The organism is Ancylobacter sp., from assembly GCF_965249975.1.
In the GTDB taxonomy this organism is placed as follows: domain Bacteria; phylum Pseudomonadota; class Alphaproteobacteria; order Rhizobiales; family Xanthobacteraceae; genus Ancylobacter.
In genome coordinates this window covers 1-11,467 of record NZ_CBDFNE010000011.1, presented here as the reverse complement: position 1 = coordinate 11,467, position 11,467 = coordinate 1, and the positions used below count along the sequence as shown (strand labels likewise).

Genomic DNA, 11,467 nt, shown 5'->3' with positions numbered 1-11,467 from the left:
AGCGCGGCGACCGCAGCATCGCCGCCATCGTCGCCGTCATCTATCGCGAGACGCCCGCCGTCCTGCATGGCGCAGCGGCCCTGTCGGTGCTCGCCCATATCGAGGACCTCGTCGCGCGCGGCCGCGTCGCCGTTCTCTCCGGCGAGGGACTCTCCGCCGAATACGGCCCCGTCAGCGCCTGACGACCGGAGCGGGTGGCGGCAGCGGCGGCAGGGCGTCGTCCGCCGGCGCTTCCGCCTGCGGCCGTGCATCCTCGTCGGTCTCGACGATCCCTGCAGAGCCGTGTCGAGATCCTCGAAGAAGCCGCGGATGCGGCGCGCGTCGTCGCCGAGATCATGCGCGCCGATCCGCGACGCCGAGCGCATGTCGACCAGCGTGCCGGTCTCGTCGGCGATGATGCGGATGACGACGTCGGCCGGCAGCGCCAGCAGCGGCGTCGCCGCGCGCGCCTCGATCCAGCCGACCTCGTTGTCGCTGTCCGGCGCGCGCTGGTCGGTGGCCGGCCAGTCGCGCGCCGCAACCAGCGCCGCCACCGCCTGGTAGACCCGCTCCGGCGATTGCGGATAGTGCCGCGGCACGATCTCGGGATAGGCGGCAAGCTGCGCCGCGCGCTCGGCCGCGTTCGGCAGCGGCCGCATCACCACCTGGTCCGGCGCCGCCGTGAACAGCGGCGGATCGATGAGGTCGGTCGAGACATCGGCGATGCGCGGCAGGCGCACCAGTTCGACCGCGATGGCAGCCGGGATCGCGAGCACGATCAGCGCGAGGACCAGCGCGCCCACCGCCGCGCCGACGCCGCGATCGCCGCGCAGCCAGATGGCGCGGAGGGCGATGACGGCCGCGACCAGCGCCAGCGCCGCCAACAGCCAGGCGAGGGCGATGACGATCATCAGCGGCGTCAGCGTGATCATCGACGCCCGGTGCAGCAGTCCGGCCAGCAGCAACAGCGGGATCGGCAGGGCGGCGAGACGCAGCGCGGCACGCGCGGCAGGCGCCTCCCGTCGCGGCAGGCGGCCGATCATCGCGCGGCCCCGCAAGAGCGGCGCCAATAGAACCCTCGCAGCGTCATGTGTCGAAATGGCAACAGCAAACGCCTTTCAAGTCCAACGGATTGCATGTGGACCGGCCGTCCGTCGTTAACGAAATTCTAAAACACGAATCTGCCATATTGGGTAATCATATGCGGAATTCGCATGTGTCAGCCGGCGGAAGATCGGCACGGCAGTGTGAGTACGCCAAGGACAACAGCAAGATCATGACCAGAAAAGATCACTCTACATTTACGACGAAAGCACAACGTGAGCAGGAGCTCGACCTGCGCTCGAAATATGGCGAACTCGGCAACCCCGAACTGGTGGCGGTGATCCGCCAGCAGAAGCCGGGCGCCGCACCTGCCAAGGCCGCCGCGCGGTCGGAGCAGATGCAGATGGCGATCGCCGCCCGCGAACAGGACTGAGCCGGACCGCGACGTCCAGCCACTCCGCGAGACCACCGCAGCGCGTGACTTCGCACGCGCGCCTGCCCCGACGGTCATGGCCGCGACAGAGCGGTCATAGAACGCCGCGCGCATACGGCCGCGCCAAAGGCGGTGGCGCTTCAGGACTTGAGACGACGCAGGCCGCGCGCCCGTCCTCATTCCCGCAAATCCAGATTCCCGCGTCATCCATCCATCCGCCCGCAGCGGCCGCGCTCAGGCCGGTCCTGTCAGCTGCAGCAGCAGCGACACGGCGATCAGCGTCATGATCAGCGCGATCACGCCATCCAGCACCCGCCAGGCGACCGGCCGCGCGAACAGCGGCGCCAGAAACCGCGCGCCATAGCCAAGACCATAGAACCAGACCGCCGATGCGCATGCGGCGCCGACGGCAAAGGCGGCCCGAGCCCAGCCGACATGGCGGGCGGAGAGCGAACCGAGCAGCACCACCGTGTCGAGATAGACATGGGGATTGAGGAAGGTCAGCGCCGCGACGGTCATCAGCGCCGGGGCGAGCCTCGGTTCGGCCGCGCCGCGCGCCGAAAGGCCGCCCGGATGCAGCGCCCGCCTCAGCGCCATCATGCCATAGGCGAACAGGAAGGCGGATCCGGCCAGCGTCACCACGGTGAGAAGACGCGGCGACTGCTGCACCAGCGTGCCGAGCCCGGCGACCCCGGCGAGGATCAGCGTCGCATCGGCGAGGACGCAAAAGGTCGCGACGGCGAAGACATGGCGCCGGGCGAGGCCCTGACGCAGCACGAAGGCATTCTGGGCGCCGATGGCGACGATGAGGCTGGCAGCGAGGAGAAAGCCTTCGAGCGCGGGCGCGGCGAGCGACGGGATCATGCGAGGGGTTCCGATAGGGCCGTGGCGCTAGAGAAGCTTGAGCTGCCGGTCGGCGGGCGGGGCGTCGCGGCCGGGCCTTGCGGCGGCGGGCGCCACGGGCTCGGCCGGCGTCTGCAGCGCGGCGTCGTCGATGCGGGCATTGTTGAGGCGCGGATCGACCGCGATGAGCCGAAACGTGCCAGACGGGGCCGGCACCAGCAGGTCGGCGAGGTCCGTCCTGCGGTCCGCCGGCGCGAGGCCGAGCCAAAGGTCAAAGTCGGCCGGATCGATCACCACGGGCATCCGGTCATGGATCGGCGCGAGGTCGGCATTGGCTGACGTGGTGAGGATCGTCGCCGTATCGAGCAGATTGCCGTTGGCATCGGCATATTCCTCCCAGAGCCCGGCAAAGGCGAGGATCCGCCGCGTCGTCCCTTCGGCGAGAAAGGGCTGCTTGTGGCCGCCCGCCCGCTTCCATTCATAGAATCCGGTCGCCGGGATGAGGCAGCGCCGATGGCGGAACGGCCCGCGAAAGGCCGGCTTCTCGGCCGCCGTCTCGGCGCGGGCATTGAAGAACAGCGGCAGACCGGCCGGGTCCTTCGCCCAGGACGGGATCAGGCCCCACCGCACCAGGGCGGCGGCGCGGGCGCCCTTTTCGGCGCGCACGATCAGGATCGGCTGGGTCGGCGCGATGTTGTAGCGCGGCGGAAACCACTCGATCCGGACAAGCGAGAATTCCTGTTCGAGGTCCGCCGGCTCAATCGCCAGCGCATAGCGTCCGCACATCGCATCCATCCATCGGCCGGCCCCACGTCTAGCAGCCGCCGCGCCGGCCGTCATCGGGCGCGGCGCGACCCCAAAGGCGCAATCCGGCTTCCCAGCGATGCCATTTGGCGCCAGTCTCGTCTGATCGCGTGAGGACCATCCTGATGCCGCATCAAGCGCCCGTTCCGCCCGAGATCGTCGCGAGGCCCCGGCAGCCGGGCGTCGGCGTCAGCACGGCGCTGTGGCGCGCGGGACGCGTCCTGCTCGTGCGGCGGGGCAAGCCGCCCTTCGAGGGCCACTGGTCGCTGCCGGGCGGCCGCGTCGAATGGGGCGAGCGGCTGGAGGATGCGGCACGGCGCGAACTCCTCGAGGAAACCCGGCTCGCCGCCGGCCCGCTCCGCCCGGTCGTGACGCTCGACATGATCCTCGGCACCGGCGAGGCGGCGACGAGCCATTTCATCGTCGTGAGCTTTGCCGGCGAGGCCGAGGGTGAGGCGATCGCAGCGAGCGACGCGGCCGATGCCGCCTGGCTGACGCTGGAGGAAGCAGCGCTCCTGCCGACGACGCCCGATCTCCTCCGCGTCCTCGCCCTCTCCCGTCCCGCCTGATCGGCGGCGGCTTGCACGCCTCGCGACGCCGGACCATGATCCCCCGCCACGACTGACCGGGCACCACGACTGACCGGGGCCCCTCCCCATTGCGCCGGACGGCCATGCAGAGCCTTTTCCTTTCGATCCGTCGCCGTGTCCGCCGAGGCGGTGCCGCCCTTGCGATCGTGGCCGCCCTCGCCTCGCCCGCGATCGGCCAAGCCGCCGATGCGCCCTATGATGCGCCGCTCGTCCGCCTTTCCGAGATTCTCGGCGCGCTGCACTATCTCCGGCCGCTCTGCGGCGCGGCCGAGCCCAGCCTGTGGCGCGACCAGATGCAGGCCCTCGTCGAGGCCGAGGCGCCGGCGCCCGAGCGCCGGGCGCGGATGACGGCGGCGTTCAACCAGGGCTATGCGGGCTTTGCCGCGCTCTATCGCCGCTGCACGCCGGCCGCGCGCGAGGCAATCGACCGCTACAGGGCGGAAGGCGCGGCGCTGACCCGCGCGGTGGCCAGCCGCTACGGCAGTGATGCAGCGCCGCCACGTTAACCAAATTAACCGGATTCTTAGTGTTGGATTAACCCCTTCTTCAGGATAGCTGTCCCCTCGGAGTCTGTGCGTGCTAGGTTTTTTCCGTCGGCGATTCGGATCGCGCTGCAGGTCGAATCGATCCCAGGTCAACGGAAGGCACGCTGCTCATGGAACAGGACCTCGACAGCCTCGAGATCGCCGAGCAGAAGCGGGCCGCTCTCGCTTATCTGACCGAGGCATGGGACGAAGCGGTGGCCGAGGGCATCGACACCGACATCATGGCGCATGCGGCCCTGTTCGCGGCGTTGTCCGACCTCATCTTCACCTATGGCGAAGACGCCGTCGCGGACCTCACCGTCTCGCTGCCGGACCGCGTTCGCCGCGGCGAATTCTCGCTGCAGCGGACCATCCAGTAAAAGCCCCGCCTCGTCGTCGCGGAACCCGGTTCTGCCGCAATCTGCTGTTCCGATCGGATAAGCGGCACGAGCGCCATGTTTGCGCGGTGCCGATGCATTGGCTCGGCCAGGCTCGGCCGATACGGCCGGAACATCAGGGAGTACGCCATGCGCGGGCATAGTCTGGCAGCGCTGATCGGAACCGCCACCCTCGCGCTCGTCCTATCGGCGGGCGCCTCGGCCTTCGCGGCCGCCCCGATCGACGTCAAGCCGGTCCCGGATGCGAAGCAGGTTCCGACCCAGAGCATCATCGCGCCGCCCGGCGCCAGCGAGGACGGCGATGCCGACGGACCGCCGCCGAGCGGCCCGGCCCCGGACAGCCCCGCCAGCGCCGCGCCCTCCGCGGACGAGCCGACGCCGGTCGTCGAATATGATTTCAGCAAGCTGCCGCCGGCCGTGCAGAAGCTCCGCAACGACATCCTCGCCGCCGCCAAGACCGGCGACATCGAGAAGCTGAAGCCGATCATCGAATCGGGTCCGCATCCGCCCAATCTTGGCGCCGACGAGGGCGACACCAAGGACCCGATCGCCTATCTGAAGTCGCTCTCGGGCGATCCGGATGGACGCGAGATCCTCGCCATCCTCAGCGAGGTGCTCGAGGCCGGCTATGTGCATGCCGATGTCGGCACGCCGAACGAGGTCTATCTCTGGCCCTATTTCGCGCGCTATCCGCTCGACAAGCTGTCGCCGGCGCAGATGGTGGAGCTGTTCCGCCTGCTCACCGCCTCCGATTTCGACGAGATGAAGAACTACGGCGCCTATCTCTTCTATCGCGTCAGCATCACGCCGGACGGCAAATGGGCCGAGTTCCAGGCCGGCGACTGAGGTCCTTCCGAGAACCCGGTCGCAGCGCAACCGGCCGTTGACGGCGCAGTCTGTTCGTGATTTGTTCTCTTCGAGCGGAGGAGAGGACAGATGCAATTCCATCGTGGCAGGCTCATCGATCACATCCAGATCGTCAGCGCCGATTACGCTGCCAGCCGGCGCTTCTATGGCGCGGTGCTGGCGACGCTCGGCATCCCCCTTGTCGACGCCGAAGGCTTCTTCTTCGCGGATGAACTCGCCGTCTCGGGCGGCACGCCGCTGACCGGGCGCTGCCACCTCGCCTTCCAGGCCTTGGACCGCGAGAGCGTGGCTGCGTTCCATGCGGCCGGCCTCGCGGCGGGCGGGCGGGACAACGGCGCGCCGGGCGAGCGGCCCTATCACCCCGGCTATTACGCCGCGTTCCTGCTCGATCCCGACGGCAACAATATCGAGGCCGTCTATCACGGCCCGCATTGGCGCTCGGCGCCGTCCGTCGTGATCGAAGCCGATGCGCCGTGACGGCGGCTCAGCCGCGCGGCAGCGCCTCGCTGAACAGCACCGGCGCGCCGGCCGAGGGCGTCACCAGCTCGCCATCCCACATCACCTCGCGGCCGCGCACGATCGTGCCGACCGGCCAGCCGATGACGCGCTTGCCGTCATAGGGCGTCCAGGCGGCGCGCGAGGCGATCCAGCGATTGGTGATCGTGGCGCGGCGCTTCATGTCGACGATGGTGAAGTCGGCATCGTATCCGACCGCGATGCGGCCCTTGCGGGCGATGCCGAAGATGCGCGCCGGCCCGGCCGAGGAGAGATCGACCAGCCGCTCCAGCGACAGGCGGCCATTGTTGACATGGTCGAGCATGATCGGGACCAGCGTCTGCACGCCGGTCATGCCGGAGGGGCTGTCCGGATAGGGCTTCGCCTTCTCCTCCAGCGTGTGCGGCGCATGGTCGGAGCCGAGCACATCGATGACGCCGCTGGCGATGCCCTGCCAGATGCCGGCCTGGTGCGCCTTGTCGCGCACCGGCGGGTTCATCTGCAGCAGCGTGCCGAGGCGGGCATAGTCGTCGGCGGAGAGCGTCAGGTGATGCGGCGTCGCCTCGGCGGTGGCCACGTCCTTGTGGCCGGCGAGGAAGGCGATCTCCTCGGCGGTCGAAATATGGAGCACATGGATGCGCGCGCCCTGGCGGCGGGCGATGGCGACGAGGCGCTCGGTCGCCATCAGCGCCGCGGTCGCATCGCGCCAGACCGGATGCGAGGCGGCGTCGCCGGCGACGCGCAGCGGCTTGCGCGCGTTGAGGCGCGGCTCGTCCTCGGCATGGAAGGCCGCCCGGCGCCGCGTCTTGCCGAGGATCGCTTCGATGCCGCCATCGTCCTCGACGAGGAGGTCGCCGGTCGAGGAGCCGATGAACACCTTGATGCCGGCCGCCCCCGGCAGCCGTTCGAGATCGGGGATATCGGCGACATTGTCGCGCGTGCCGCCGACCCAGAAGGCGAAGTCGCAATGCATGCGGCCCGTGGCGCGCTGCACCTTGTCGGCGAGCGCCTCGGCGCTGGTCGTCGTCGGCTTGGTGTTCGGCATCTCGAAGACGGCGGTGACGCCGCCCATGACCGCGGCGCGCGACCCGCTTTCGAGGTTCTCCTTGTGTTCGGCGCCGGGTTCGCGAAAATGCACCTGGCTGTCGATCACGCCCGGCAATATATGCAGGCCCGTGCAGTCGACGACCCGGTCCGCCCGGCGCGGATCGATATCGCCGATGGCGGCGATGCGGCCGTCCCTGACGGCGATGTCGGGCGTGCCGATGCCGTCGTGATTGACGACGGTGCCGTTGCGAAACAGAAGCTCGTAGGTATTGCTCATGGCCGCCCTCCCCAGCGCTTGCCGGTGTCCCGCCCCTGCCTCGGCGGACCACCTTTCCCGGCTTAAGGAAACCGCAGCCGCCGCACAAGTTCGCGAAATGCATGGGAACCATGCCGATGCGTGAGGGGTCGTTCGCCATCCTGCCCGATCGCGCCGTGCTCCGCGTCGGCGGCCCCGAGGCCGAGAGCTTCCTGCAGAACATCATCACCACCGACATGGCGCGAGTTGTCGCGAGCGGCGCCGGCTTTGGCGCGCTGCTCTCGCCGCAGGGCAAGATCCTCGCCGACTTCCTGATCCTGAAAGAGGGCGACAGCTTCCTGATCGACCTGCCGCGCGCCGAATTCGCGAGCTTCCTCAAGCGGATGACGCTGTACCGGCTGCGGGCGAAGGTGGAGCTTACGAGCCTTGCCGAGAGCCACAAGGTCGCCGTCATCTGGGGCGGCGCGGCGCCACCGGCGCTCCCGGGCGCGGTGGCCCTCGCCGCCGACCCGCGCCTCGCCGCGCTCGGGTTCCGCGCCGTCCTTCCCGCCGACAGTGACGCCGCGTCGCCCGGCACCTCCGAGCAGCCGGCCGAGGTCTGGCATGCGCACCGGATATCCGAGGGCGTGCCGGAAGGTGGCCGCGACTTCGCCTTCGGCGAGGCCTTCCCGCATGACGCCGACATGGACGATCTCGGCGGGCTTGATTTCCGCAAGGGCTGCTATGTCGGCCAGGAGATCGTCTCGCGCATGCAGCATCGCGGCACGGCGCGGCGCCGCGCGGTGATGGTCACGGCAGAGGGCGCCCTGCCTGAGGCCGGAACGGCGGTCGAGGCCGGCGGCAAGGCCCTCGGCGTGCTCGGCAGCAGCGCCGGCGGCGCGGCGATCGCGCTGCTGCGGCTCGACCGGACGCGGCTCGCGCTCGATGGCGGCGCAACCGCGACGGCCGGCGGCGTGCCGCTTTCGATCCGCCTGCCGCCCTTCGCCAGCTTCACCTGGCCAGCGGGGGCCGAGGACGAGGGCGCGGCGTGACCCGCGCTCCCGCTGCCCCGCGCGTCTGGCAGCGCATGCTGTCCGGCCGGCGGCTCGATCTCGCCGATCCCTCGCCCTTCGACATCGAGATTACCGACATCGCGCATGGTCTCGCCCGTGTAGCGCGCTGGAACGGCCAGACGCATGGCGACCACGCCTTTTCCGTCGCCCAGCACTCGGTGCTGGTGGTCGAGATCGCCGTGCTGCTGGCGCCTGCCATGCCGGCGGCCGACCGCATGGCGGCGCTGCTGCACGATGCGCCGGAATATGTCATCGGCGACATGATCTCGCCGTTCAAGGCGCTGGTCGCGGGCGAATACAAGGCGGTCGAGGCGCGGCTGCTCGCCGCCATCCATCTTCGCTTCGGCCTGCCGGCGGAGCGGCGCGCCGAGCTTTCTCGCGCGATCAAGGCGGCCGACAAGATCGCCGCCTTCCATGAGGCGACCCGTCTCGCCGGCTTCAGCAGCGCCGAGGCGACGTCATTCTTCGGCCGGCCGCGCGGCATCGAGGCGGGCAAGCTGCCGCTCGATCCCTGGCCGACGGCGGTGGCGCAGCAGCGCTTCCTCTCCCTCTTCGAGGAACTCGCCGCCGCGATGGGAACGGCTGCGCTTTCAAGGTGACCCGGGCGGCCGCGCGCACTACATGAGTGAAGGATGGCGGCCCGCATGTCGGCGGGCCCATCGATCGACCTTCAGGAGCCCCTAATGCCGCGCGTCTACGTCTGTTCGCTGTCCCGGATCGGCGCAACGGTGGCAGAGACCGGCGCCAGTCATCTGGTGACGCTGATCAACGCCTCGACGCCGGTGCCGCGCCCGCAGGCGATCCCCGCCGAGCGCCACCTCTTTCTTGGCTTCAACGACATCCTCGAGCCGATGGACGGGCTGACGCCGCCGGCGCCGGAGCATGTCGAGCAGCTGCTCGATTTCCTCGAGAGCTGGAAGGCCGAGAAGCCGATCGTCGTCCACTGCTTCGCCGGCATCAGCCGGTCGACGGCGGCGGCCTTCATCACGGTCTGCGCGCTTCGCCCCGAACGCGACGAGGCCGAGATCGCCGCGCTCATCCGCGCCGGCTCGGCTTCAGCGACGCCGAACCTCCGCCTCGTCCGCTTCGCCGACGAGATTCTCGGGCGCCGCGGCCGCATGGTGAAGGCGATCGAGCAGATCGGCCGTGGCCACGACGCCTTCGAGGGACATCCGTTCTCGCTGGCGCTCGACCGTTAGCGGCGGGCGGCGGAATGGCAGCATGAAGCGCCCGCTCTATGCCGCCGCCGGCTGGGCGATGGTCGGGCTCGGCATCGTCGGCCTCTTCCTGCCGGTGATGCCGACGACGGTGTTCATGATCCTCGCCGCCTGGTTCTTCTCGCGCTCCTCGCCGCGCTTCGAAGCCTGGCTACTCCGCCATCCACTGTTCGGTCCGCCGATCGTCCAATGGCGCGAGACCGGCGCCGTCCCCGTGGCCGCCAAGGTATTCACCGTCGTCAGCATGGCCGGCGGCTTCGCGATGTTCGTCTATCTCGTCGGCCCGCCGCCCTGGCTCGCCGCTCTCGTCGCCGCGGCGCTGCTCGGGGCCGCCGCCTATGTGCTCAGCCGGCCGCATCGGTGAACGCAGACGATTAAATTCGTATTGCGATGCAGCAAGAGCTTGATTTAGCTAGGCGCCAGGCGCTGGTGCGCCGCAAGGAGTGCGTCGCGATGGCGAAATGGGTCTATGCGTTCGGCGGCGGTCTTGCCGAGGGCGGCCTCGCCGACCGTGACCTCTTGGGCGGCAAGGGCGCCGGACTCGCCGAAATGAGCGCGCTCGGCCTGCCCGTTCCGCCCGGCTTCACCTTGACCACCGAGATCGGCCGCCACTACCTCCGCAACGGCCATGTCTTTCCCGCCGGTCTCGATGCCGATGTCGCGGCGGCGCTGGCCGGCATCGGCCGCATCGCCGGCCGCCGCTTTGGCGATGCCGCCGATCCGCTGCTCGTCTCTGTCCGCTCCGGCGCCGCGGCCTCGATGCCCGGCATGATGGACACTGTGCTCAATCTCGGCCTCAACGACGAGACGGTCGAGGGCCTCGCGCGCGCCTCGGGCGACCGCCGCTTCGCCTTCGACAGCTATCGCCGCTTCATCCAGATGTTCGGCCATGTCGTGCTCGGGCTCGACCATGCGGTGTTCGAGGAGCGGCTGGAAGACCTGAAGCTGGCGCGCGGGTTGACGCTCGACGCCGAGCTCGGCGCCGACGACTGGCAGGAGGTCTGCGAAATCTTCAAGGGCGTCGTCATCGAGGAGACCGACAAGGCCTTTCCGCAATCGCCCGATGCGCAGCTCTGGGCGGCGGTGCGCGCCGTCTTCGCCTCCTGGAACAATCCGCGCGCCGTCGCCTATCGCCGCATCAACGGCCTCGACACCGACGCTGGCACGGCCGTGACCGTGCAGGCCATGGTGTTCGGCAATCTCGGCGAGACCTCGGCGACCGGCGTCGCCTTCACCCGCCATCCCTCGACCGGCGAGAAGATCCTCTGGGGCGAATTCCTGCCGAATGCGCAGGGCGAGGACGTCGTGGCCGGCACGCGGACGCCGCAGGACCTGACCGAACGGGCGCGGCGCGAGACCGGCTCCGAGACGGCCTCGCTCGAGCAGTTGATGCCCTCCGCCTATGCCGCCTTCGCCAGTGTGGCCGAGCGGCTCGAGCGCCATCATCGCGACATGCTCGACCTCGAATTCACCATCGAGCGCGGAAGGCTCTGGATGCTGCAGGTGCGGCCGGCCAAGCGCACGATCCGCGCGGCACTGCGCACTGCCGTGGAAATGGCCGGCGAGGGCCTGATCAGCCGCGCCGAGGCGGTGGCGCGGATCGAGCCGCGCACGCTGGAGCAATTGCTGCATCCGACCATCGATCCGGAGGATCGCGGCGACATCTTCGCCCGCGGACTGCCGGCCTCGCCGGGCGCCGCCAGCGGCGCGGTCGTGTTCACGCCCGACGAGGCGGAGACGGCGCGCGCGCAGGGTCGCAAGGTCATCCTCGTCCGCGTCGAGACGAGCCCCGAGGACGTGCACGGCATGCATGCGGCGCGCGGCATCCTGACGACGCGGGGCGGCATGACCAGCCACGCCGCCGTCGTCGCACGCGGCATGGGCAAGCCCTGCGTCTCGGGCGCCGGCACGATCCGCG

At 69.9% G+C, this 11,467-nt stretch carries 15 protein-coding genes; 11 read left to right on the top strand and 4 right to left on the bottom strand.

Annotation, left to right across the window (positions count from 1 at the left end; all coding sequences use genetic code 11):
* The coding region (locus ACP2AH_RS10420; protein WP_425105740.1) for a DUF1499 domain-containing protein at nt 1-1,022 on the bottom strand (1,022 nt) is incomplete at its 3' end.
* 47 nt (nt 1,023-1,069) lie between these two features.
* Here ACP2AH_RS10420 and ACP2AH_RS10415 point away from each other — a divergent pair.
* Nucleotides 1,070-1,456, top strand: coding sequence for a hypothetical protein (locus ACP2AH_RS10415; protein ID WP_425105739.1), 387 nt, complete (start codon nt 1,070-1,072; stop codon nt 1,454-1,456).
* Between the two features lie 234 nt (nt 1,457-1,690).
* On the opposite strand, the gene ACP2AH_RS10410 is transcribed toward ACP2AH_RS10415, so the two are convergent.
* Both ACP2AH_RS10410 and ACP2AH_RS10405 read right to left on the bottom strand, forming a co-directional pair.
* Nucleotides 1,691-2,320 (bottom strand): LysE/ArgO family amino acid transporter, encoded by a 630-nt coding sequence (locus ACP2AH_RS10410; protein WP_425105738.1) that lies wholly within the window; start codon nt 2,318-2,320, stop codon nt 1,691-1,693.
* Nucleotides 2,321-2,347: 27 nt separating this feature from the next.
* Nucleotides 2,348-3,085 carry an SOS response-associated peptidase gene (locus ACP2AH_RS10405; protein ID WP_425105737.1) on the bottom strand — a complete coding sequence of 246 codons (738 nt, stop codon included), beginning with the start codon at nt 3,083-3,085 and terminating at the stop codon, nt 2,348-2,350.
* A gap of 143 nt (nt 3,086-3,228) precedes the next feature.
* Here ACP2AH_RS10405 and ACP2AH_RS10400 point away from each other — a divergent pair, with 143 nt between their 5' ends.
* The 5 genes from ACP2AH_RS10400 to ACP2AH_RS10380 all read left to right on the top strand — a co-directional run bounded on the left by ACP2AH_RS10400 (nt 3,229) and on the right by ACP2AH_RS10380 (nt 5,959).
* A complete protein-coding gene (locus tag ACP2AH_RS10400; RefSeq protein ID WP_425105736.1) occupies nt 3,229-3,672 on the top strand; it encodes an NUDIX hydrolase in 444 nt (147 codons plus the stop codon).
* Between the two features lie 104 nt (nt 3,673-3,776).
* Nucleotides 3,777-4,199 (top strand): TIGR02301 family protein, encoded by a 423-nt coding sequence (locus ACP2AH_RS10395; RefSeq protein ID WP_425105735.1) that lies wholly within the window; start codon nt 3,777-3,779, stop codon nt 4,197-4,199.
* A gap of 149 nt (nt 4,200-4,348) precedes the next feature.
* Nucleotides 4,349-4,597: a hypothetical protein gene (locus ACP2AH_RS10390; RefSeq protein ID WP_425105734.1), complete on the top strand. Its 249-nt coding sequence runs from the start codon at nt 4,349-4,351 to the stop codon at nt 4,595-4,597.
* A gap of 147 nt (nt 4,598-4,744) precedes the next feature.
* Nucleotides 4,745-5,461 (top strand): hypothetical protein, encoded by a 717-nt coding sequence (locus tag ACP2AH_RS10385; protein WP_425105733.1) that lies wholly within the window; start codon nt 4,745-4,747, stop codon nt 5,459-5,461.
* A gap of 90 nt (nt 5,462-5,551) precedes the next feature.
* Complete coding sequence (locus ACP2AH_RS10380; RefSeq protein WP_425105732.1) at nt 5,552-5,959, top strand: VOC family protein; 408 nt, start codon at nt 5,552-5,554, stop codon at nt 5,957-5,959.
* A gap of 7 nt (nt 5,960-5,966) precedes the next feature.
* On the opposite strand, the gene ACP2AH_RS10375 is transcribed toward ACP2AH_RS10380, so the two are convergent.
* Entirely contained in the window at nt 5,967-7,301 is a 1,335-nt protein-coding gene (locus ACP2AH_RS10375; protein ID WP_425105731.1) for a dihydroorotase, read from the bottom strand.
* Nucleotides 7,302-7,417: 116 nt separating this feature from the next.
* Here ACP2AH_RS10375 and ACP2AH_RS10370 point away from each other — a divergent pair, with 116 nt between their 5' ends.
* The 5 genes from ACP2AH_RS10370 to ACP2AH_RS10350 form a co-directional block, all read left to right on the top strand.
* Nucleotides 7,418-8,311 carry a YgfZ/GcvT domain-containing protein gene (locus ACP2AH_RS10370; protein WP_425105730.1) on the top strand — a complete coding sequence of 298 codons (894 nt, stop codon included), beginning with the start codon at nt 7,418-7,420 and terminating at the stop codon, nt 8,309-8,311.
* A gap of 35 nt (nt 8,312-8,346) precedes the next feature.
* Nucleotides 8,347-8,931, top strand: coding sequence for a YfbR-like 5'-deoxynucleotidase (locus ACP2AH_RS10365; RefSeq protein ID WP_425105741.1), 585 nt, complete (start codon nt 8,347-8,349; stop codon nt 8,929-8,931).
* Between the two features lie 84 nt (nt 8,932-9,015).
* Complete coding sequence (locus ACP2AH_RS10360) at nt 9,016-9,531, top strand: tyrosine phosphatase family protein (protein WP_425105729.1); 516 nt, start codon at nt 9,016-9,018, stop codon at nt 9,529-9,531.
* Between the two features lie 22 nt (nt 9,532-9,553).
* Nucleotides 9,554-9,913 (top strand): YbaN family protein, encoded by a 360-nt coding sequence (locus tag ACP2AH_RS10355; RefSeq protein ID WP_425105728.1) that lies wholly within the window; start codon nt 9,554-9,556, stop codon nt 9,911-9,913.
* Between the two features lie 89 nt (nt 9,914-10,002).
* Nucleotides 10,003-11,467: pyruvate, phosphate dikinase (locus ACP2AH_RS10350; RefSeq protein ID WP_425105727.1), on the top strand; the 1,465-nt coding region annotated here is incomplete at its 3' end.